The following is a 23,646-nucleotide window of genomic DNA, read 5'->3' as shown; positions in this document are numbered from 1 at the left end:
CCGTATTCAACTGGTTGTTCAAGCGATTCTGCGGAGCTAAAACGGGACTGGACTGCCATTTATTCTGCCGGAGCTGGTCACGACGACGGCTGAACGGCAGAGGTTGGCCGAGCCACCACTCGAGGCGAATTTCCTGACTGCCGCGCAGGACACTTCACACTCAAGTCCAACGGACTTGATCAGCGAATCGGCCTGCACAGCAGAAAACGCGTTGTCTACTCCTTCATCTGTGACACTGACAACCAGAACGACGCTGGCATCCTGATCGATCTTTTCGGCGATCAATGCGACATCGGAGGGAGATCGTCGATCGGCGGCTACGACCTCAACTGCGCGGCGGGTCTGGGTGGTCAACTCCTCTGCGAGTGCGTTCAGACTCGCGCGATCCCGATCGATCAGAATGAGATCGTGACCGTTGGCTGCAAGGTAATCCGCATAGGCGGCACCAATAACAGACAATGCGCCGCTCACCACTGCAGTTCCGCGTGAAGCCGTCATTCTTATTTCCTCGTTGGAAAATCTATCGACGATAGGAGCCTATGATCCTGGGGAATCACGTGTTTCTCCAACGACATTTATAATCAGGTTTTCGGTCATGGCCCGCGGTGACAATGATGCATCGAATTGGTTACTTTTTGACTGATGGCTTCCAGGTTATGGCCATCGGAACACAAACTGTTTTCGAGATTGCCAACGTAGTGGCGCGAGAGCAGATTTATAGCGTCACAAATTATTCACTTGCAGGTGGGGAAACCAAGGCGTCACTAGGCGTATCCGTGAATACGCAGCCGGCCGACTCTACCGCGGTGGCGGACACGTGGATGGTCAGTGGAATCGTCAATCCGATCGGACGATCCACCGATCCTGAAGAACTCCGATTCGTCATCGAAGCGTCTGAGCGCTCGCGGCGCACGGCGGGCCTTTGCACAGGTGGATTTGTCCTTGGAGAAGCGGGTCTTCTCGACGGGCGGCGCGCGACGACCCATTGGGCGTTTGCGGCGGCGATGCAAGAGCGCTGGCCTAAGGCGGAAGTGGAGGCAGACCGGATCTTCATCGTCGATGGCCCAATATGGACTTCAGCTGGACTGACGGCGGCGATGGATCTCGCGCTGGGTATGGTGGAGAAGGACCAGGGTCCGGATTTTGCCAATTCGGTCGCGCGTGCGCTCGTCATGCATCATCGTCGGTCCGGTGGCCAATCGCAGCATTCTGAAATGCTGGCGCTTGCACCAAAATCGGACAGGATTCACTTAGCTCTTGAGTATGCGCGAGTGAATCTGTCAAAGCCTTTGCGTGTCGACGATCTCGCAAAGGCCGCACACTTGAGCCCTCGGCAGTTCGGCCGCATTTTCCTCGCAGAGACTGGCGAGTCGCCCGCCAAAGCCATCGAGCGACTTCGCTTGGAGGCGGCGCGGAATATGATTGAGCGAGGTCGGCATCCGCTGGAGACGATTGCCCGCGAGACAGGGTTTCGCGACAGGCGCCATCTGCGGGAAGTTTTTGTTCGTGGGTTTGGTGTATCTCCGCAGTCATTAAGGCGGGATGCACGATGCGATGAGCCCTCTGAGGCGGCGGAATAGCCGGCTAACGAACCGCTTGCTCTCGTTGAACAGCGGAACACTCAGCAAGGTCATAACCGCGCCGTTTGAAACTTTGCGGTTCCTGCCTTGGCCCAGGCGAGAGCAATGCGATGCGCCAACGTTGCTCGGAGGACAATTTGATCAAACGGCTGCACGGGAGGGAACCGGGCGACTTCTGTTCTGGACCCCGGTCTTACCGCAAAAGCTCGGTGATAACGACAGCTTTGTCATCGCGCGCCCTCAACGTCAGTGGCGCTTTGTTGCGGATCGCGGCCCGCATCGACCGGCGCGGGCTGGACAGGTCCTACGTCGATCCGCGCGTGATCCGCGCAAGATATGCTGAGCGGGGCACCGGCAATACATCATTTATCGTCGTTCCTTCGCGCTGTGCCGCGAAATGTTCGCGTGGGGCGCCGTTGATCGGCTGCGCGCCTTCTCTTATACCTCGCACGGCCGTTGCGCGCTTCGCTCGACAAGTTCGCTTGCCGCCCGCGATGATCCAGACGGCGCGGTTCAGCATGTTGCGGGACGAACGCGGACCCACGGCTATTGGCTTGACAAGGTCAGGAACGCCGTGGCGACGTTGTACAAAGGCGCGATCCACGATTTCAACTACTGAAAGTGCTCGCCGCTCACGCACCGATAGGCGCCGTCATGCAACAGACGGAGACAGCACTAAAGACGCGTCTGAAATTACGCGGCTCGCAGCGCGAGAGGGCAAGATGACGCTGTTGCGCGGGACTGGATACCGTGATGCCGCAAACGCGTTCGAGATGACCCGTGTCGTTCTTTGATGTCCTTGAGGAAAGGCGGCTTTGTCGCGAAAAGCGGTCGCTCGACTTGGCGATCCCGATGGGCCGGTCTTGGCCGCACGTTCATTGCGCGACCGGCACTGCGGCGTCGCCAAGAAGACCTTTCAGCGTACGCGCATTTCGCTGACCTTGGTCCTCGTAATGGTTGTTGAACACGACGTGCGTCTGCGCGACGGTTGCGGCAAGCATCTCTAATGCGTATGGAGAACTCGCGAAGCTTGTCGTCGCTGTAGTCGTAGTTGAAACGATCACTTGCAGCAGTTGCGCCTTTGATGTTCCACGTCTCGTGGTTGCGGCCGTGCAGGCGGACCAACGCGAGGTCGGGGCTCGTTACCTCCCAAACTGCGGGGATCGAATTCGCGGTGCCTTGCGGCTCGTCCACGATCACGTTCACAAGTCTTCTTTCGCACTCGAAAGCGAGTGTCGAGTCTCTGTGTTTCTCGTCGAACCAGCTCCGGTTGCGAAATTCGACTGCCATCAGATGTCGCCCGGCGATGATGTCGGCACAAGGCTCGACGTGTGCCCGGCCATCGGGACCTGAAATTACCCAGGGCGCGAACTGGAAGTGGACGGCGCCGAGCTTTCCGGCTTCGTGCAATGGCGCGATCGCTTCGAAATACCGTCACCAAAGCTCCTTGCGGACGTCCTAAGGCTTGTCCTTGTAGTAGAGATTTTTCTTGCCGTTCTGTGGGAGTGCCGGTTGCATGTCCTTCGGGAACATGTCTCGAGGCGTCTGGTGCCGAGTGAACAGGCGGAAAGCCTTGATGTTGAACACGAATCCGGGCGGTGTGCGCTCGACACACAGGACGGAGTTGCTTCCGTTGGGCATGGAGTGTAGCTCGAGTCGACCTCCACCAGCGTGAACTGGCTGGCATAGAAGCGCAGTCGCGCCTCCGCGCTGTTGCAGCCGAGGGATAGAAGCGCTTGCTGTTGATGAGCGCGGGATCTGTCCAAGATGTGTTGCCAACACGGATGTTCATTGGCTCTCCATCAGCAGAAGTTACGACTCATGGTAGGGAGTTCGCCAAGCAGCTTACTGCAGTCTACCAGGCGGTTTGCAACGAGGTGGCGAACCTCGCCTTCCTTTTGCCAGACGCCGTAGACGGCAAGCAGTGACGAGCCAAGTGCTTCGCGCCGGAATTTTTCCAGCACCGACTGCCAGATGATGATATTTACGCTTCCGGTTTCATCCTCAAGCGTCATGAACATTACCCCCTTTGCGGTGCCGGGCCGCTGCCGGACGGTGACGATCCCGCAGGCACGCGCGAGTTGTCCATTGCGATAACCCATGAGCGTCCGGAAGGCGACGAGGCGCATCTTCGTGAGCTTGGGGCGGAGCAGGGCGACCGGATGCCGGCCTAATGTGAGACCTGTTGAACGATAGTCAACGACGATCTCCTCGCCTTCGGTCATCGGAGCAAGTACCGGGGTTTCATCGTCATCAGTGGCGCCGCGCAGGAGGTCGCGATCAGGAACCGCTGCAACTGATTGCCAGAGCGCGGCACGGCGATCACCGGCGAGCGAACGAAGGGCATTCGCAGACGCGAGGATTTCAAGGTCGCGACGATCGAGCTGGGCCCGTCGCGCAAGATCCGATACATCAAGGAACGGGCGCACCGCCCGAGCCATCTCGATGCGCGCGGCCGCTTCCTCCTTCATGCCGCGAACAAGCGACATGCCGAGGCGCAACGGGCCGTCGGTCGATGCGCCTTCGATCGTCGAGTCCCAGTTGCTCAGCGCCACATCTACCGGCAGCACCTGCACTCCATGGCGCTTGGCATCCTGAATAAGCTGCGATGGAGAGTAGAAACCCATCGGCTGGCTGTTGAGCAACGCGCATACGAAAACCGTAGGCTCGCGGCATTTGATCCATGCACTCGCATAGACGAGCAGTGCGAAGCTCGCAGCGTGGCTCTCCGGAAATCCGTATTCGCCGAAACCATGGATCTGCGCGAAGATTTGCTCGGCGAATTCCTTATCGTATCCGCGCTCAAGCATGCCGTTCACGATACGGTCGTAATAGACGCCAAGTCCCCCCTTGCGTCTCCACGCGGCCATGGCACGACGAAGCTGGTCCGCCTCGCCGGCGGAGAAGCCGGCGGCGAGCATCGCAACTTGCATGACCTGCTCCTGGAAAATCGGCACGCCGAGCGTGCGCGCGAGCGCCTGCTCCATCTGTGGGCTTGGAAATGTCACGGGCTCGATGCCCTGACGTCGGCGAAGGTATGGATGAACCATGCCGCCCTGGACGGGGCCAGGGCGCACAATTGCCACCTCGATCACGAGGTCGTAGAACCGACGCGGTTGCAGACGAGGCAGCATGCTCATCTGCGCCCGCGATTCGATCTGGAAAACGCCGACTGTATCTGCGCGGCAGATCATTTCGTATGTGGCGGAGTCTTCTGGGGGGATGTCCTGAAGCTCAAAGACTTCGCCGCGTTTCTCCGAGATGAGATCCAGCGCGCGACGCACGGCTGACAGCATGCCGAGCGCGAGTACGTCGATCTTAAGCAACCCCAAGGCTTCGATATCATCTTTGTCCCACTGGATGATCGATCGATCTGCCATTGCCGCATTCTCGATTGGAACGAGGCGTGAGAGCTTGCCCCGGCTGATCACAAAACCACCGCTATGCTGCGACAGGTGGCGTGGAAAGCCGAGCAGCAGGGCGGCGAAATTCGCCCACTGCGCAATCAGTGGCGCCTCGGGATCAAGTCCAGCCTCTGCGAACCGGATCAGCAGGTCCTGACTTGAGTCAAACCATTGGTGGGCCTTCGCAACACGATCGACAATTGCCGGATCGACGCCCAGCGCCTTGCCGGCTTCACGCAGTGCGCTTCGGGGCCGATAGGTGGTGACCGCAGCTGTCAGCGCTGCGCGATCGCGTCCGTACTTGCGGTAGATGTACTGAACGATTTCGTCACGTCGCTGGTGCTCAAAGTCGATATCGATATCCGGAGGCTCCCCCCTCTCCTTGCTGATGAAGCGCTCGAAGAGCATCGATGATCGTGCAGGGTCGACCTCGGTTATGCCCAGGCAGTAACACACTGCCGAGTTGGCGGCAGAGCCTCGGCCCTGGCAAAGGATCCCCTCGTTCCGAGCGAAACGCACGATGTCATAGACCGTGAGGAAGTACGGCTCATATTTCAGGTCGGCGATAAGTGCGAGTTCGTGCTCGATCTGCGTCTGGACGTTTTTGGGGATGCCTGCGGTCCAGCGCCGATGTGCGCCGATATATGTTTCCTGACGCAGATAGGCCTCAGGCGTGAAGCCGTCTGGCACAAGTTCGTCGGGATATTCATACCGCAGTTCGTCGAGCGAGAATGTGCAGCGCCGCGCGATTGCAACGGTTTCAGCGAGTGCTCTGGCAGGATACAGGTTCGCGAGGCGCAGGCGGGCTCGAAGGTGCTGCTCGGCGTTTGGCGCGAGGTCATATCCGCAATCAGCAACGGGTCGGCCAAGCCGGATTGCCGTGAGGACGTCCTGAAGCGGTTTGCGTGAGCGCACATGCATGACCGGAGCGCCCGTTGCAACGATGGGCACGCCATGACGCACGGCTATCTGTTCGACCACACCGCGGTGGATGTCATCCATCGCGCGAGCGTGGAGCGTCAGCGCGACCCATGCACGCTCACCGAATGTAGTGGCGAACCATTCCATCTGCACATCAAGGCGCGCCTCGTCTGCCGGATATTCCGGGCTGAGGATCGCAATGCATTCGGGGAGCGACTTTAGATGGGCGTGAGGAGGCTCTGGATGGTCAAGATCTCGCGTCGCCAGACGATAGCTACCTTTGTCGGCACGCATGCGGCCGAGCGTGATCAGTTCGCTCAGGTTGCCATAGCCCTCGCGATTCATCGCTAGCGCGGTAAAACGAAGCGCGGGCAAACCATCAGCATTGGTCAATCCAAACTCGGAGCCGACGATGAAGGGAATGCCCGCTTTCTTCGCCTCAACGTGCGCGCGTACGACACCCGCGAGCGAGCATTCGTCGGTCACTGCGATCGCGGTATAGCCTAATTGCGCTGCGCGCTCGGAGAGATCGTCCGCGTGCGACGCTCCGCGGAGAAACGAAAAATTTGAGACGCATTGAAGCTCTGCGTAATCGGGCAGTGCGCCATAGGGCGAAGCCAACATCACTCGCTCCGGGGCTAGCCGAACAGGCCATGCAGAAACCAGCGCGGCTCTCGTTCATCGCTGACGCCAACGCGCTCGCGATAAATCCAGTAATGCATATGGTTCTCTGCTTCGGCGACAAAATAATCACGGGTTACTGTTTCTTCGTCCTGCCAGCCGCATTCGATCCGTTCACCCGGAGAGACCATCCGCAGTGGTGTCCCGTAAAACGGTCGGTGCCCACGCATGATGAGTTCTATGGGCTTGTCTAGCAGCCACGAGGGACGCGGCAGGTCACGCGGCAACTCTCGGCCCGCCCTTGCGTAGTCGCTTGAAATGGGCACCCATCGAGCAGCGATTTCGGGTCGGAAGTCCGCTATCGGATTGGGGCGCAAAACGTTTTCTGCTCCCAGTCGTGCTGTCAGCAGTTCCATTAGTCGTGCGTGATCCTGGATGGAGCCACCCGGTTCCGGAAATAGCGAATCGCTCGGTGCCTCAGCCTCGCGCACATCCTTCGCTTTGAGCCGCAGCGCGATAACGGGCGCGGCAAGTTCGACCCGTGCAAGCCGCTCCTTCAGGAGACGAACGAGATGCTCCTCGTGCCAGGTGGGTTCTCCGAGTGCAATCTCAAGCTCGGTTGGTGGAATCGCTTTGCGCCCGCGCTCATGCTCTAGCGAAAGGACAAAACGGGCTATTGCCAGCTTGCGCGAGGCTAACCAGCCTGTCATCTGGAGGGTGAGTCGTCGCGCGGCAAAAAGCGTCGCTTCGACGTGTTCGATGCGATCAGGGAGTTCTATCCGCTCATTGAAGATCGGCGGCATGGTTATCCACTCATGTGCTTCAGGGGCTGCTGCCGTTGCGCGATCAAGCACGTCGAGAACGGCTGTGCCGCATCGCTTCTTCAATCCTGCGCGCGGCAATCGCATCACGTCAGCGATCGACGTGCAGCCCAGTCCCTCGAACCACTCCGCAAATTTGCGCGCTGCCGGTACAGCGGTCACCGGGACACTCATAAATCGACGGGACAAGGTTCGAATCGAGACTGCAAAGCCGCCGTCAACCCGTGCAAGAAGCCAGGCGGCCTGTGCCGTGGGCGCGACGGATATGGAACCCGTCACTCCAAAGGCCGTAATTGCGCTGCGAATGCGCTGACGCAAAGAGCGCAAACCACCGAAAAGCCGCAAGCTTGCCGTGACGTCCGCAAGCACGACATGCTCCTCGGTTACGACGACATTGGGTGTGAACTGAAGAAGAGCAAACGCAACACTCCTGACTGTCTGCTCTTCGCGTGCCACGTCGCGCTCCCTCAGGTCCGCATTCGGTGCGAGGGTGAGTACCCCGCCTCGGCGCATGCCTGCAACTATCCCGTGAGCGTGCGCCGTCGCGTCTAACGCGAGTACGCGGCCCTTTTCCAGCACCACGACGCCAGCGTCATGCGCTGGCGTGTGCCACGTCGGGCAAAAGCTCTCGATGGGCAGGCGCGGCAGATGAACGCCGATCCAGTGGTGCATTTCGGTTCAACAGGACAGGTGAAGGTGACAAGGGGACGAAAACGGGCTGATCTCGGTGAGGTCCGCGACGCTTGACGAATGAGATATTCAGCCCACCCTTGACCGCTTCCAACGCTATGCGCAGCGGCGCCGGAGATGTTGAGCTTGCTGCCGCAATAGGGCGGAAAAGGAAGAAAAGCGTTTCCGACCGCTGCGCAGACAGCTGCAATCGCCTCAGGGCTTCCGGACGGATGTGCTGCTGCCAGAAAAGCAGGGTGCCGACAGTCCCAGCCCGCAGAATTTGCTCGGCGGCCCACAATGCGTCGGCGTTCGAGGATGGAGACAGCACGCGGATGTTTTCGACATTGAGTCCCCACCATGAAAAGGCGGTTGGTTGGAGCGTGTGGGGTGGCTGCAGCAGCATAACTGACCGCTTCGTCGCTGCACCCAGCGCTGACTTGAGCAAGCGGAGCTCGCCACAGCCTGGCTGTTGTAGCAAAATCTCGCTCAAAGATCCAGTGGGCCAGCCGTGACCCGGCAATTCAGCGTCAAGCGCCTCGTACCCACTGGCCACTGTTCGGGCTCGTGCCGATGCTAGCTGCGACGCACGCCATAGATCCGGGTGGATATCTTCGATCTGCGCAAGCGGCAAAGCCATTTCCGCCCCCTAATACTGTACATTCATACAGTATCGTACCGGCGAATATGCGTCTGCGCAAGCCGTTATGAAATAGATTCTCCGGTCGTGGTTCAGGATGGCGCTTGAATCTTCGTGGGCCACCGCTGCCACGCGCGGGTACACGATTAGATAGCATTCGGGCCAGAAATTGGGGGCAAGCTACAAAGCTTTTTGCACGGTTAGGCCGCCAAAGGTGAGATCTTACGGGACGGCTGCTTTTTGATCGTCGATCCACAACGTCAAATTTAGGGCGCGATAGCGAATCTAAAAGCTCAAGAGCCTTTCCCTGTTCCAGCAACGTAGTGGTCCGTTTTTCGGTGAACAGCTATCAATCGGGCGTGTCTGGCCCAGATAGATCGGCAACGGTTCGCTTTCCGGCGGCGTCAGCGAGTACCTCATCCACCCAACTCAAGAAGCTATTCCGATTTTCATCCTCCACGCATAGTGGTGACGAACCGTCCAATGAATCTTGAATCCCTTTAATGCCAACGAGGCGTTCAGCAAATGAAGCCATCAGATAAGCTGCGTTATGACGTGTCCGATCATCAGGAATATCAATTAATAGATAGCGCGATCCTTCCGTTCTCAACACGAGATCCATAAATCTGACACACGATTCACGCGCGCCAATACTGCAGCGTTCAATCCCGCCTAACATAATCGCGCTATCCAATATGTTCTTGACAAGCGAAAAGTCTCCCCCGCTTTCGAGGCGTACCTCAATCTGACGCCTGATCTCCTCACTTTCGCCAAGCGAAAGCAATGTCAGTTCTTCATCTTCTGAGTCAGCAAACGACGCATCGTCCGTTACCATTCCTGATGCCAACTTCTCCGACTCCACAAACATCTTGTAGCGGTTTGTCCACTCGAGAATCAGCACTTCAGATTTCTTGTCGATTGCGGAAATCTGCTCCTTTAGCAATTCGGCCTCAAGCGCGAGCTTCTTTCGGCCATTGGTGTCCAGATCTGACGTATCTCGCCACGACAATTCATGCAAAGCGTCTTGGACGCCGTTTCGCGTTCTACCGATACCTCTCAATTCGAGCATAATTTCGTTCATTGCTTGGGCTTGCTGTATGAGAAATGCCGGACCGGTACTGAAGAATCGGCAGTTTCCACATCCTCCGATGATTGCGGAAAAACGTGGTTTCGCGCGGGCGTCGGAATCGTCAAGGTTAGGAATGGCAACATGGCATCCCGTTCCACCAAGGGGGCAGATACCGCCGGGGACAATTTTCCAGCCCCAAAACTGGAGCAGAAGATCCGCGTCGCGATGCCGAGCGTATTGACGATTAAATGTCCACTTTTTTTCCTGATGAGCGAGCGTGGCGCGGTGCCGATCCCAGCCGTACACAGTCTGGTTTTCAGAGATATTTTTAATAATTAATTCGGTAACTCCGCGGGACTCGGGGCGATTGTAGTGCGCGGTCATCACAGCGGTGAGGTGGGCGACGACCAGTTCCTGCACAATGTGAATAGGCACTCCCATCTCGATCAACCAGGAAATCCCCGCCAGTCGAACGCTATAAATATCATACAGACTGACTCTGCCACCCGTAGTCTTTCGGGTGAGTTCAACTGTTTCACCTTTAGCTGCGAGGCGATCTTCAGTCTCGGCACAGAGCGCGTCGAACAATTCTGTAATTTTCGCGTGCGAAACGGGAAGGTAGTGCTTCGTTCGGCCTTTGTCGTTCCGGAAAAATTCCGTGGAAAGGTCAAGGAAAAGAGGGGTGAATGCAGGAAGAAATTCGGAATGTTTCTGATTGACCGCAACCTCATCAGAACGTGAATCATTGAAAAATACCGGAGTTGGATGTGGGTAATGCGCATTAATCCATTCCGTCTGCGAGCGCAGAAGATCATATGGCAGCCTTATCCATCGAGCTGTTTCGACTCCAAGACTACCTGCTTCGTCCTCGGACAGGAACGGCCACGGAAGCTCATAGCCCTTGCGGTCGCGGGGCGCCCACATTTGGGTCTTGTTTGTGGAGACGAAAATGCAAGGCTCAACGACCCCCAATAGGCCGTCCGTGAGGGGTTGTATGACGCCACTCGGTCGACCGTAACGCTGGAGATGTGACGAGCCATCCGCGTATCGCCATGCGGACAAGGGATGCGTGTTCGTCACATACGATTGAGTCAAAAAACTCCAGATACATTCGTCCATCAGGCCTCTATCCAACCATCGCACTTGCTTGGGACGCAACGGAACGATCAACAAAAGCGCTAACAGGCGCGCTCGTGTTGGACACCACACTATCTCGGCTTCGCTATTGAAACTGTCTCGCTTAATAAAAGTATCGTTAGGACATGCGGTCTTCGCCCACTCAAAAGTTGGATCCCCATCCTCATCAGGATCGAGGAGAATCTCAATCATGTCCTCTTGGACCGAACGTGGCAGACGCGGTCGCGGGCTCTTGGGGCCTCTGTCTATCGAGAAAGGATTCTTGATTCCCTCGAACGGATCAGCAGGCAAGTGCAGTCCCGCGTCCGGCGAAACAAGCAATGCTTTCGCTACAATTGAGAAAGCACGCGCCACTTCATGCCAGTACGACCACGCGGTCGATTCGCTTATCTTCTGGGATGCAACCCGATTTTTAAGATGAGAGAAAAAACTCCCTGCACAAAGCGGTGCGTTAGAATTAAGGAGATCGTTGGCCTCAATATCGCCGGGGGTACGAAATCCTCTTTCTTCTACCCAGTCCACGATCGTCCGCATTGCCGCATTGAAATGCTGCTCCCCGGAAGCACTTGAGTTCTCGAAGATCTGGGTGAATCTGTTCCACTCGCCGCCCAACCGTCCGGCAGACGCTCTCAACTCGGCGGGACTTCTGGGCTTGTGCCGCGTCTCAGGTTCGTTGCGGGGCTTACTGCTGATTGGAACCTCGAACTCGGCCCTAACCAATGCGCGGGCGGATTTCCTGCCGTCAAGAAGCGACAGAGGCCAGGGCGGAAGATCCCTCCTCGATAACTGTATTGCCTCAATGGACGATCGGTAGAGAACCATTGAGCTTGTTACACCTCGCTTAAGAAGATAGTTTGTTCGTTCTACTATGTTCTCCGGAAAATCAAAAGGCGAGCGGATCGTAGACGTGAAAGTGACACCCCGAATCAAACGACGATCGGAAGTCGTGAACGGTGAGTCTGTAAGGGAAAAGACCTTATCAAGCGTTTCAGCGGCAGCCCTACATGGAATCGTATCGTAGGAAAGCAGTATCGAACGATTTAGCGCTAGGGCTGCGAGAAGAACTTCCGCTGCGTAAGCTATGTGCAAGACCTTGTAAAGTGCGATTTCGTGAGTTGTCTGAAGTGGAGTTACCCCGAGCTCATCCAGCAGTTTGAGGGGCGCGACGTTACGCGAAAGAACTTCATTGCGTGGGAACTTATGATCAAATGTAAATCTTGCTATTTGCAGCAAAAATTCCAACGCATTTTCGATTTCGAGAGGGCGAAGCTTCTCTAAAAATCTATTAACTTCAGTGGAATTGAAAAATGATAGATTATGAGATTTATATTGAAACCTGACTGTAATATCGCGAGATTTATGCAATTTTAAAAATATATCGGATAGGGTATCGATTCTTCCAGGTAGATCCAAATCAGGTATTTTTGATACGAGTCGTGCAATACCGATCCACGCTTTTCCGCGTTCCTGGTAACCGATATTTAGCCCAAATCGGGCAAGCGCCGATCTCTTCAACTTAAACTCGATGTCGGGGAGCTCGAAGGACAATTCGTCATTGGCGACGAAATCTTCACCGAATTCGGTGAGAAGTCGCGTTGCGAGGGCTGTTAGTGATTGCTTGATATACTCCGAGCCAAGATCCTCAGAAAGTTTCAAAAGGTCACTTGAATTCAATGAGCTATCCAGAATAACCACCTTCTGGCTCGTGTTGAAAAGGACCTCCGACTTAGACCAATAGCCCACGGCTCTATCGAGTACGCTAAGGTCTCGTGTGACCGCGGAAGCATTGAGTTCAGCTTTGTCCATCGTATGTAGCTCCCTACAGCGAGCACGAAGATGCTCGAGCGTCAATTATCATCGCCAAGTCCCGCGATCCACTCCTTCGCCGACTCCCATTGAGCGGGTGTAAGTAGGACCCTCAAATCGCTAGGCGCGCAGGCGACAAGACACGTGAGGTTGTCCCGTCGCTCCACGCGCAAGGCCGCCACCTCCCCTTTGAAAACAGTTCGCAAAGCGGAGAGAAGTGGCACAGGCATATCGGACGTTTGGGGGAGAATCTCGATTGGTAGCGAGAGATCCTCAGTTGGGCCGAGTGCAAATGCGGACGTGAGAGAAACTGGACGTGTCTTCGTTTCTCGTTCTAGCAAGAGCGATAAATTCTTGTTCTCCGTAACGAGCCTGGTGTTGTCATCGCGTAACAAGTCGATGCAAAGTCGGACCTTCGGGTCTAATCCTTCAGCCGGATAAGCGTCGGGTTGCCGGGGATGAGCCGATTGAGGATTGCTTCGCCGCGGATCGCGATGCCGTTTAGACAAGTGCGCCGCATACTCACTCATTCGCGCGGCGATATACAGCTTAAGCTCGCTATTGTTCTGTATCGTTTGGGGCCGAGGTCCTCCAAATTGTTCCGTGGCCACTGCTGCAACGCGGCTGTAGTTCATTGTCCCTTTGGCTAGCTCGATTTGGTCGCACGCCTTCTTTATCCGTTCAAGGCTCGATCGAGCCTTGGGGCCGACCTGCTCGAACAGCCTCATGTAAATTGCCTCGGCTGTTTCGTTCGATCTCAATTCTTGTTCCCCTCTATGAAACGGTCAGTGGATGGGACCAGCGAGCCTTCGGGCGAAGGCGATCGGGAAACGATCTCTGATGCGAGTTGTAAGAATGCGCGCTGCTGCTTTCGGTCGAAAGGAAGAGGGCCGCGGCGGTCAATCGCTTCTTGCACGGCACGTCCTCCGACCATGCTTTCAGCCATCGTCGCTAGAGCGTGAGCCGCTTCGGCGCGTGCGCGAGGATCACGGATATCCATTAGAAGCGATCGCGATCCCTCCGCGCGAAGGATTCGTTCCATGAAGTCACAGCAAACGTCCTTTGATAGAGAAGATGCGTGTTCAAGGCCGCCGTGAATGGTTGCGGCATCCAGGATGTTTAGCGCCAGCGCGAACTCCCCGGCTTCCTCAAGTTTGATTTCTATCTCATGCTGAATGTCATCGCTCGAGCCAGAGGACACTAAACGGGTCTTGGCGAGTGATTCTTCTTCGATAGCCGAACCCGTGTCGTTCGAATAACTGAGTTGTTCCATCGAGTCAGAGAACATACGATAGCGATTGACCCATTCCAGTATCGTCGGTTCACACAGTCGGTCAATAGCCGCGATCTCGTCCTGTAAGCGCTCCTTCGCAATGGCAAGTTCACGCCGCTCATCCTCTCTCAGGCCGGGGACGTCGTCCCATGAAATCTCCGAACGTGCCTGTACGAGTGCCCGACGGCTGCGGGCGTGCATCCGAAGTTCGAGCATCAACTCGTTCATTGCGAGTGCCTGATCAACGATAAACGCAGGCCCAGTGCTGAAAAATCTGCAGTTACCGCAACCTCCCTCAACCGGAGAATAATGCTCCGTTGACTGGTCGGGATCTGATGACTTGTTTACATGACCAACTTCGCAAAGCGCGCCACAAACCGGGCAGATGCCGCCAGGGACGAAGATCCAGCCAATGTACGTGTCGAGCAACCCGTTTCCGCGATGCTCTTTCTGATGATAATTGCAGGACCACACTTCGGGACGAGTGGAAAGCCTCTCGCGCTGTTCGCGCCAGCGATGAACGTTCTGCTTCCGCTGAAGTGAAGCGATGATCGTTGACTTGAGCGTTTGTCGATCAGCCCGTTTATAGTGGAACATCATCACGGCGGTCGCGTGGTCCGAGATATATTCCTGAACGACACTAACCGGGACGCCCGATTCGATGAGCCTCGAGATTCCCGCGACCCTTAGCCCGTGGAGCTCATACGCGTGAAGCCGCCCATTAACCGCTCTGCTCGAGGTGCTCGGTTTGGTGAGCACAACATGTCGATCTTCGAGCGCGTACCGTCGCTCTGTCTCAAGAGATAGCGCCGAGAAAGCCTTCCCAATCAGATCCCTTGAGACTGGTATATGAAACCCGTTTCCGGACGCGTCTTCGACGTCTCTCATTGCCGATAAGTCGGCGAAAAGAGGGGTGAAACACGGAAGTTGATCGAAGTACCTTTCATTCACTTGGCTCCGGTCCTCCCACGTATCAGCGAAGCTCACAGGACGAGGGTTAGGAGCGTATCGATTCATCCAGCGGATTTGCTCGAAGATGATGGAGTACGGGCGGTTCAGCCAGAGTGCGACGTCTTTGCCAACTTGCGTAATGTGTGCTGGCTCGATATATGGCCATGCCATGTCGTAACCTCGTCTGCTCTCTGGCGACCACATCGGTACCTTGGAGGTATTGATGAACAGCCCCAACTGGGCGCTCTTGACGAGCAGGTCGGAGAGATTCTGCAGCACGCCAGATGGTCTTCCGAATCGTTCCAGATGGGAAGTTCCGTCCTTGTATCTCCAATTCTTAAGTGGGTGCTCATTTGGAACATAGCAACGTTGGTCGACGCTCCAGACCTCCGTGTCGAACAGGCCGCGATCCAGCCATCTAACCTGCTTCACACGTAGAGGAAGCATCAGTAGCAGCGCGAGAGCGTTGGCGCGAGAGGGACACCAGACTTTCTCCGCGAGTGTCTTACCGTCGATCTGAGGATAAAACCAGTCCTGTTTGAAATATGATTTAATCCACGCGTAGGTCGGTACACCGTCTGGGCCAGGATCAAGCAAAACGTTCAATAGCGCTTCTTGTAACGTTTCCGGCAGGCGGTTCTTCGAAGTTGGGCTTCCAAATAAGCATCGAAACGGGTTTTGGTGCGGTTCGAAGGGATTTTCCGCAAGGGGCAGTGCAGTATCGGCTGAGAGCTTGAGAGAATTGACTACAAGGGAAAAAGCGCGCGAAGCGGTGTTCCAGTAGATAGACGCGGTCCCTTCCTTGAGACTTCCCTCTCTAATGCGCGCCCAAAGCCACGCATTGAAAGTATCATCGCGATCCGGCGCGCAGGGGTCGAGAATGTCGGAAGCCCTGATCTCGTCGGGTGAACCTATACCGCGTTCTTCGCACCAGCCAAGTAGGCTTTGAACTTGCGCGCGTTGGTGCTTTTTTCCGGATGCACTGGTCTCGTCGAGAATACGCATGAAGCTTTGCCATCCAGGATGCGCAAGCCCGTTTGTGTCGCTGCCTGCCGGCGATTCGTTACCGCTACTTCGCATCGTGGGCTCCAGGCTTCGCTAAGAGGTCCAATGTGCGGGAACATCGAGAGTCAGCCTTGTTTCAGGAAGCTCAACTCCGGAAACGCCCTTGATAATCTGCCGTCGTACCTCAGAGGGCGACAAGTGGTAGTAATCCTCTGTGCTTGTCAGCCGGGCGTGACGCAGAAGTACCTGGGTCATGTCCTTGGAAAGCCTTAAAACTGTCGCGCAGTAATAACCCGCGAGGTGACGCAACGAATGCGGTCCAAGAGAAAGATGCTCAAGGCCAAGACGCTGTATGGCCCGATCCCACACCTTCTTCAACGCCGGTATCGTCAGCGGCATCCCAAACGTGTTTCGGTCAAGCTGGATGTAGAGCCATGGATGAAACGGCCACTTCTTCGGCTTGCCGTAGAAGTTCTCGCGGAGATACTCGTTGAGGCATTTTCGAAAATAGATTCCGATGCGTGGATCGATCCAATGCGCCTCATAGCCAAACATTTCGGTGGTAGCTCCAGGGCTATCGTGGAATGTCATCCCTTTGAAGCCGACGCGCATTCCACCGTGCCCACGATACTTGTTGCGGGGGCGCAGGCAATATAGGTCTGGGAGCGAGGCACGGAAGACGGTGTTCTTCCACTCTTTTTCAAGGTAGGCAGCGCGAGTGGCATGATGGCGATGCCCCTTGCTGTCCTCCCAGCGCCACTCTCCGGTCTCGGGATCATCAAGCCGGATACGAGCTTCACCGAGCGGACTCGTACCCATAACGTCAGCGAGAAATAAATGAAGTGGCTCGGACTCTCGCATCCCCAGTCCAAAAAGCTGCAAAAACAGCATCTTGTCCCGCGGGTTCGGAGTCGACTCCACGAGATCAACGAACCGATCGAGAGGGAACGACTTCGGGGACAGGAAGTCTCTCCGCTTCTTGCCGCCATGTGCGTCTGGAGCAACTGGAACGACTACCGTTTTATCGTGCTTCCGCCCCGGGAATAAGTGAAGAAGAAGATCAAATTTGGTCCGCCGCTGGAATTCGGCGTACTTCTCCCAGTTGCTTAAAAGGCGGGCCTCGACTTGAAGCAACGGAGACGCTCCGTGAAACGTAACCTGGAACTTGTCAAACTCTCTTAACGCAGAAATGTAGCGTTGCACGGTCTTATAACCAACCGGCCTCCAATCAAGGCCGAGGCCCATTTCCGCTTCTGGTCGATCAGTGCCTTTCTGTTTTGCCGCTAGGAAGCCAATCACTAGATCGACGGATTCGCTTTCCGAGAGCGGTCGGTCGCCGAACTTCGCGAGGCAGTATTCGAAAAGTCCGAGGACGGCCCGAAGCATTTCATCAAAAAGTGATTGCTTAATGCCCGCGTTCAGTAAGAACGCGACCCATTGATTAATTAGAAAGCCGGGAGAGCCGTTCAAGAAAACGAGCGGAAATTTCGTATTGGGGAACTCGACCGTCCATACATACTTGATCGACCAGAACCGCTGGTGGGCCACGGGAGCCTCGCTCGCTATCAGTAGTATCAGTACACGATAGGATTCCCGCAACGTAGATACAAGAAAAACGCACAAGCGTTTTTTAAGTGATTGACGAAAAACCGTAGGTTCACCCCGTGTGGACAACTTCGCTGTACACAGGTCAAGCCTGTGTACAGCCGGCTTTTTGGCCGGTTCCGAAGTTGACCACACTTGAGACTGGCGCGCCCGCTTCGCGGGCTTGCCCCATTTTAAAAATCCCGATATCGGGAGGATATCGAGGGATATCATAACGACGTCGATTTCGAGCATCAGCGCCGCGAGGAAGTCATCCAGTACATCTATCGCAAGTACGGCACGCGCCGCGCCGCGCTGGCCGCGACGCTCATCACCTATCGCTCGCGCAGCGCGCTGCGCGATGTGGGCAAGGCGCTCGGGCTCGACAACACGCTCGTCGAGAAGCTTTCGGGCGCGCATCAGTGGTGGGACGGCCCCGATTCGATCGCGCGCCATCTGGAGGAGGCGGGTTTCTCGCCCGACTCGCACGTCACGCAGCAGCTCATCCGCCTCACGCGCGAGTTGCGCGGCTTTCCGCGCCATCTCTCGCAGCACGTGGGCGGTTTCGTGATCGCGCGCGACAAGCTTTCGCGCCTCGTGCCGATCGAGAACGCGGCGATGAAGGACCGCTACGTGATCGAGTGGGACAAGGACGACATCGACGCGCTGCGCCTCCTGAAAGTGGATGTGCTCGCGCTCGGCATGCTCTCGGCGATCCGGCGCTCGCTCGAATTCGTCGCGCTTCGGCGCGGTTTGCCGCAGTTTCGCGTGCAGGACGTTCCGCGCGAAGACAAGGCCGTCTACGAGATGTGCTGCCACGCGGACACGGTCGGCGTGTTCCAGATCGAGTCGCGCGCGCAGCAGAGCATGCTGCCGCGTTTGAGGCCGCGCGAATACTACGATCTCGTGATTCAGGTGGCGATCGTGCGGCCGGGGCCGATTCAGGGCGACATGGTGCATCCGTACCTGAAACGCCGGCATGGCGAGGAAAAGGTCGAATACGCGAAGGAGGAGTTGCGTCCGGTGCTGGAGCGCACGCTCGGCGTGCCGATCTTCCAGGAGCAGGTGATGCATCTCGCGATGGTCGCCGCCGACTACACCGGCGAGGAAGCCGACAAGCTGCGCCGCGCGATGGCCGCATGGCGGCGCGACGGCGACCTGCGGCCGTATCAGGCCGATCTCACGAAGCGCATGCGCGCGAAAGGCTACTCGCAGGAGTTCGCCGATCGCATCTGCAAGCAGATCGAGGGCTTCGGCGACTATGGCTTTCCGGAGAGTCATGCGGCGAGTTTCGCGCTGCTCGTCTACACGAGTTCGTGGCTCAAGCGCTACGAGCCCGCGGCATTTCTGGCAGGACTGCTGAACAGTCAGCCGCTCGGCTTCTATTCGCCTTCGCAGCTCGTGCAGGACGCGAAGCGCCACGGCGTGCAGGTGCGAGCGCCCGATATCGCGCTGAGCGACTGGGAGTCGGTGCTGGAGCGGCGCCACCGGCCCGGCGAGCGGCTCGACGCTGCCACGGCGCACGCCGATGCCGCGCTGCGCCCGCAACGGCTGCGCGCCGCGTTACCGGATTACCGGCCGGAACTCGCGCGCCGCCTTGGCCGTCACCTCGCACACGTGCGCTGCGCGCGGCGCTTTCGCATCGCCTTGCCGGCGCATCGCTATGGGCGTCGCGGCCCGGCGGTGCGGCTCGGCTTCAGCCTGATCAAAGGTTTTTCGGAGGATGCGGCACGCCGCGTGATGCAGGCGCGCGCCGAGGCCCCGTTCACCGACGTCGACGATCTCGCGCGCCGCGCGGCGCTCACGCGGCGTGAGCTGGAGGCGCTGGCGGCGTCGAATGCGCTCGCGAGCATCGCGGGCCACCGGCGCGAGGCGTGGTGGGCCGTGACCGCGCAGCATGCGGTGCCGGCGCTGCTGCGCGACGCGCCCGTGGCCGAGGCGCCGCTCGCGTTGCCGCGTGCGTCCGAAGGCGCGGAGATCGTCGCCGATTATGCGAGCCTGCGCCTCACGCTGAACCGGCATCCGCTCGAACTGCTGCGGCAAGGTCTCGCGAAGCAGCGCTTTCGCACGGCGGCGCAGCTCGCGCATAGCCGGCACGGCACGCTCGCGCGCGTGTGCGGCATCGTCACGGTGCGGCAGCGGCCCGGCACGGCGAAGGGCACGATCTTCGTTTCACTCGAAGACGAGACGGGTTCCATCAACGTGATCGTGCATGCGGCGCTCGTCGAGTCGCAACGCAAGGAGTTGCTTGGGTCGTCGCTGCTGGCGGTGGCGGGCGTGGTGCAGCGCGAGGGCGAGGTGGTGCACCTCGTCGCGCAACGGCTGGAGGATCACAGCCGTCTACTTGGCCGGCTCGCCACCGAGAGCCGGAATTTTCACTGAAGCGCGGCCCGCCGCTACGCGTTTGGCTCGCCGTTCTGCGGATTCTGCATGAAGGCGTCGAGTACCGCGCGAATCGCCACGTCGAACGGCGTGCGGCGGCCCATGCCCAGCGCTTCGAGACGGCCGGAATCGAGGTGGCAGTCGCGCGGGCGGGGCGTGGTGTCCGTGGGCGTGGGCTGCGCGAGGAGCCGCGCCTCGACGCCGAGCGCCTGCGCGAGTTGCACGGCAATGTCGTGCTTCGTCATCGGCTCGTCTCCGGACCATTGCGCGACGCCGCGCACGGGTTCACCGTCCGCGCAGCGCAGCAGCAGCTCGCGAATCACGAACGCCACGTCGGGCGTGAAAGTGGGGTAGCGCGTGGCCCATGCGTCCATCGGCGCGGCCTGCGCGCCGGGCTGCGCCGAGGCGACGATGGCCGGCACGAGGCTCGTGACCGCCGACTCGTGCCAGCCGACGATCGGCCCGTACAACAGGGGCAGACGCAGCACGAGCGCGTTATCGCTCGCCTCGATGAGGGCGCGCTCGCCTTCGAGCTTGCTGTGGCCGTACGCGTTGAGCGGGTTCGGCGTGTCGTCGGCGCGGTAGGGCGCTTGCGTGCCGTCGAACACATAATCGGTGGAGATCGAGAGCACCCAGGCGCCGCGCCGCCGAGCCGCCGTGGCGATGCTGCGCACCGCGTCCACGTTGAGCGCGCGCGCGGCCGCCGGGTCATGCTCGCAAATATCGGGACGGCGCTCGGCCGCCGCCAGCACGATGGCGTCGGGCGCCTCGCGCTCGACGAATGCGTTCACGGCCTGCGCGTCGCGCACGTCGAGCACGGTTTGCTGCGGGCCGCCGTGGCGGAACGCGGTGGGCACGACCTGCCAGGGCGTTGCGGCGGCGAGTTCGCGAACGACGGCGCGCCCGAGCAGACCCGACGCGCCAATCACGGCGACCTTGAACATGGCGCGCTCCGTCAGGCGCTGGCCGTGCCGACCACGGTGTAGCCGGCTTCGTCGATCGCGGACTTCAGGACTTCGGCGCTCTGGTTCGATTCGACCTTCACGCGGCCCGAGGCCAGATCGATCTCGACTTTGGCCTGCGCGTCGTGTTCGTGGATCGCGCGCGTGACGGCGCCTACGCAGTGCTGGCAGCTCATGCCTTCGACGTTGAACTGGATCATCGTGTCTTCCTTTTTCAGAGAGTGAGGCGGGGTACGACTGGATATGAGGCCGCCGCCGGATTATGCCAGCGGGGGCCGGTTGTCGCGCTGGACCTTCCCATCATGGGAAGGTGTACGATCAAGGAATCGATCGGATCAACGATCAAACAGTGGGAGAGCAGCGTGAACATTGGCGAAGCGGCAAAGGAATCGGGCGTCACGGCGAAAATGATTCGCTACTACGAAAGTGTCGGATTGCTGGCGCCCAAGGGGCGTACGGACGCCGGCTACCGCGTCTACGGTCAGGAGGAAGTGCATTCGCTGCGCTTCATCCGTCAGGCGCGCCGTCTGGGCTTTCTGGTCGACGACATCCGGCGCCTGCTCGCGCTTTGGCACGACCGCTCGCGCGCAAGCGCCGAGGTCAAGTCGATTGCGCTCGAGCACGTGGCCGAACTCGACCAGCGTATCGCCGAGCTGACCCAGATGCGCGACACGCTCTCGCATCTGGCCGCGCACTGCCAGGGCGACGACCGGCCCGACTGCCCGATCATCGAAGGCCTCGCCGACGCCGCGGCGCTGGACTGCCCTGAGTGCGCCCATTCGCACTGATTGCAGGTGCAACCGCCGTGGGCAAATTGACGCAACCTCGCAGCGCTTGCGCACCGAATTGGTGCTTTTGCGGGCAGCTAACGCCGAACGCCCGTGAATCTGCTTGAAAATGTGTCGATAAAACATGATGTTGCCGATTCGTATCTCGGTGTCATTCCAGATTGGAATGCACGGCATTCGTGCAATTCACTAGCCAATCCCGGTGCAACCGTTATAATGCGGGTATTCCCTTACTAGGGTTATCCCTGATGCAAATCCACCGGGGATCGCCGAATCCTTGGAGCACACCATCATGTTTGCGTACCTTCTTGAAAAGCTGAGCAACTGGTTTGAAACTGCCGAACGTCGCCGCCGCGAAGCGTATCTCGCTTCGTCGTCCGATATCGTGCAACTCGAACAGCGCATCCGTTCGATCGAATCGAACGGCTACAACTCGCTGTAAGCCAGATTTGCTGGCTACGTTGTAAGCCGGTTCAAACGGCAGCTATCAAGCCCCGCATTGGCGGGGCTTTGTCATTTCTGCGCCGTCGATGGAAGAGAGTCTGAGCCTTGCCACTGGGGTAAGGTAAAGTCTTTTTGCGACAAGCCGTCATAGCAATGGAGTCGCTTTCTTTCGGGGGCAGCACATGGTGCAGGACCACAATTCCCACCCGTCGCATCGCGCGCCGCGTTTTTCTGTTGTTTCTGTTGCGCGCGCCGGGCTGATTGGCGCCGTCATGGCGTGGGCGAGCGCCAGCGCGCTCGCGGGGCAGCCGCTCGTGCTGGATACGCAACGGGGCATCAGCGACGGCCAGTCGGGGCTCGTGCTGCAAAACGCGCCGCTCTCGCACGAGCCGATGGTGCAGGCAGTGCAGCCGGCCGGCATTGCGCCGGATTCGTCGCAACCGTATATCGTCGCGCCGTACGTGGAAGTGCCCGGCGGCGGGGGCGGGCGGACGAATCCGCCGCCTCGTCCGCCGCGGCCCCCGCATCGGCCTTCGCCGCCACGCCCGCAACCGCTGCCCGCGCAGTAATGACGCCGGGCGCGCCGGGCTCGGCCCGGCTAGCGCAGCGCGCGGCTCAGTCGCCGCGCGATTCGATGCGAAATTGCGCGCCGGCGTCCTCGCCGAGCGTTTTCACGAGCCACGGCAGCGCTTCTTTCATCGCCGCCTGAAGCGTGAAGGGCGGGTTCAGGATGAACATGCCGCTGCCGTACAGGCCGAAGCCGTCTTCGGGCGGGTTCCTGACCGAAAGCGTGACGTGCAGCCAGTTCTTCTCCTGTAGCCGCTTGAGCTGCTCCGGGAAGCGCTTCGACTCGGGCCGCGTGACCTGCGGATACCAGACCGCATAGGTGCCCGTGGCGAAGCGCTTGAGACTTTCCTCGACGCACGTGAGCGTGCGCGCGTAGTCGCGCTTGTCCTCGAAGGAGGGGTCGATCAGCACGAGCGCGCGGCGCGGCGGCGGGGGCAGCAGCGTCTTGATGCCGTCGAAGCCGTCGCCCGCGTAGATCATCACGCGGCGGCCCGCGTCGTGAAAGCGGTGGCGCAGCACGTCGATTTCCGTGCTGTGCAGCTCGAACAGCCGCATGCGGTCCTGTTCGCGCATGAGCCGCCACGCGAGATAGGGCGAGCCGGGATAGAAGCGCAATTCGCCGTCGGGGTTCAGGGCCGCCACTTCGTCGACATAGTCCGCAAGCGCGGAGGGCAGGTCGTCGCGGCCCCACAGTTTGCCGATGCCGGTATTGAACTCGGCGTTCTTCGTGGCGTAGCCTTCGCGCAGTGCATACGCGCCTGCGCCCGCGTGGGTGTCGATGTACCAGTACGCCTTGTCCTTCTTGCCGAGGTAATGCAGCAGTTGCACGACGACGGCGTGCTTGAGGACGTCGGCATGATTGCCGGCGTGAAAGGCGTGACGGTAGCTCAGCATGATGGGGCGGGACGCAGGGTCCGGTGAGAATGCGGTGAAAGCGCGATGAAAACAATAAGACAGCAGCGGCGGCGCGCCGCGAGGTCGCGCGAGGTCGCGTATTGTACGCCACCGCAAGCCGCCCCCGC

13 protein-coding genes and 2 pseudogenes are annotated in these 23,646 nt (G+C 58.7%); 5 read left to right on the top strand and 10 right to left on the bottom strand.

Annotation, left to right across the window (positions count from 1 at the left end; all coding sequences use genetic code 11):
* Nucleotides 1-36 precede the first annotated feature (36 nt).
* Complete coding sequence (locus tag C7401_RS09650; RefSeq protein ID WP_112171169.1) at nucleotides 37-498, bottom strand: SDR family NAD(P)-dependent oxidoreductase; 462 nt, start codon at nucleotides 496-498, stop codon at nucleotides 37-39.
* A 116-nt stretch (nucleotides 499-614) separates the two neighbouring features.
* On the opposite strand from C7401_RS09650, the gene C7401_RS09645 reads away from it, so the two are divergent.
* Nucleotides 615-1,580, top strand: a complete 966-nt coding sequence (locus tag C7401_RS09645; RefSeq protein WP_112171458.1) for a GlxA family transcriptional regulator — start codon at nucleotides 615-617, stop codon at nucleotides 1,578-1,580.
* A gap of 875 nt (nucleotides 1,581-2,455) precedes the next feature.
* Here C7401_RS09645 and C7401_RS09640 read toward each other — a convergent pair.
* The 6 genes and pseudogenes from C7401_RS09640 to C7401_RS09610 form a co-directional block, all read right to left on the bottom strand.
* Nucleotides 2,456-3,372, bottom strand: a pseudogene (locus C7401_RS09640) (DUF72 domain-containing protein).
* 10 nt (nucleotides 3,373-3,382) lie between these two features.
* Nucleotides 3,383-6,529, bottom strand: coding sequence for an error-prone DNA polymerase (locus C7401_RS09635; RefSeq protein WP_112171168.1), 3,147 nt, complete (start codon nucleotides 6,527-6,529; stop codon nucleotides 3,383-3,385).
* 14 nt (nucleotides 6,530-6,543) lie between these two features.
* On the bottom strand, nucleotides 6,544-8,019 hold the full coding sequence (locus C7401_RS09630) for a Y-family DNA polymerase (RefSeq protein ID WP_112171167.1): 1,476 nt from the start codon (nucleotides 8,017-8,019) through the stop codon (nucleotides 6,544-6,546).
* Nucleotides 7,940-8,656 carry a translesion DNA synthesis-associated protein ImuA gene (gene imuA, locus C7401_RS09625; RefSeq protein ID WP_112171166.1) on the bottom strand — a complete coding sequence of 239 codons (717 nt, stop codon included), beginning with the start codon at nucleotides 8,654-8,656 and terminating at the stop codon, nucleotides 7,940-7,942. The genes C7401_RS09630 and imuA overlap by 80 nt, the downstream gene beginning before the upstream one ends.
* 349 nt (nucleotides 8,657-9,005) lie before the next feature.
* On the bottom strand, nucleotides 9,006-12,668 hold the full coding sequence (locus C7401_RS44310; protein WP_116611087.1) for a VPA1269 family protein: 3,663 nt from the start codon (nucleotides 12,666-12,668) through the stop codon (nucleotides 9,006-9,008).
* Nucleotides 12,669-13,425: 757 nt separating this feature from the next.
* Nucleotides 13,426-15,897, bottom strand: coding sequence for a VPA1269 family protein (locus C7401_RS09610; protein WP_112171163.1), 2,472 nt, complete (start codon nucleotides 15,895-15,897; stop codon nucleotides 13,426-13,428).
* A 1,821-nt stretch (nucleotides 15,898-17,718) separates the two neighbouring features.
* Between C7401_RS09610 and C7401_RS09605 the strand changes: the two are divergent.
* Nucleotides 17,719-19,863 (top strand): annotated as a pseudogene (locus tag C7401_RS09605) (error-prone DNA polymerase); the annotation flags it as partial.
* A gap of 14 nt (nucleotides 19,864-19,877) precedes the next feature.
* On the opposite strand, the gene C7401_RS09600 reads toward C7401_RS09605, so the two are convergent.
* Nucleotides 19,878-20,807 (bottom strand): dTDP-4-dehydrorhamnose reductase family protein, encoded by a 930-nt coding sequence (locus C7401_RS09600; RefSeq protein WP_112171162.1) that lies wholly within the window; start codon nucleotides 20,805-20,807, stop codon nucleotides 19,878-19,880.
* A gap of 11 nt (nucleotides 20,808-20,818) precedes the next feature.
* Nucleotides 20,819-21,025, bottom strand: a complete 207-nt coding sequence (locus C7401_RS09595) for a heavy-metal-associated domain-containing protein (RefSeq protein WP_112171161.1) — start codon at nucleotides 21,023-21,025, stop codon at nucleotides 20,819-20,821.
* Between the two features lie 162 nt (nucleotides 21,026-21,187).
* On the opposite strand from C7401_RS09595, the gene cueR reads away from it, so the two are divergent.
* From cueR to C7401_RS09580, 3 genes are all read left to right on the top strand, one after another.
* On the top strand, nucleotides 21,188-21,613 hold the full coding sequence (gene cueR, locus C7401_RS09590; RefSeq protein ID WP_112171457.1) for a Cu(I)-responsive transcriptional regulator: 426 nt from the start codon (nucleotides 21,188-21,190) through the stop codon (nucleotides 21,611-21,613).
* A gap of 292 nt (nucleotides 21,614-21,905) precedes the next feature.
* Entirely contained in the window at nucleotides 21,906-22,055 is a 150-nt protein-coding gene (locus tag C7401_RS09585) for a DUF3563 family protein (protein ID WP_112171160.1), read from the top strand.
* Nucleotides 22,056-22,329: 274 nt separating this feature from the next.
* Nucleotides 22,330-22,626, top strand: a complete 297-nt coding sequence (locus C7401_RS09580) for a hypothetical protein (RefSeq protein WP_258396961.1) — start codon at nucleotides 22,330-22,332, stop codon at nucleotides 22,624-22,626.
* Nucleotides 22,627-22,672: 46 nt separating this feature from the next.
* Here C7401_RS09580 and C7401_RS09575 read toward each other — a convergent pair whose 3' ends face one another.
* Nucleotides 22,673-23,518, bottom strand: coding sequence for a 23S rRNA (adenine(2030)-N(6))-methyltransferase RlmJ (locus C7401_RS09575; protein ID WP_112171158.1), 846 nt, complete (start codon nucleotides 23,516-23,518; stop codon nucleotides 22,673-22,675).
* Between the last annotated feature and the right edge of the window lie 128 nt (nucleotides 23,519-23,646).

It is taken from the genome of Paraburkholderia unamae (assembly GCF_003268775.1).
Lineage (GTDB): Bacteria > Pseudomonadota > Gammaproteobacteria > Burkholderiales > Burkholderiaceae > Paraburkholderia > Paraburkholderia unamae.
This window is presented reverse-complemented; position numbering and strand designations above follow the sequence as displayed.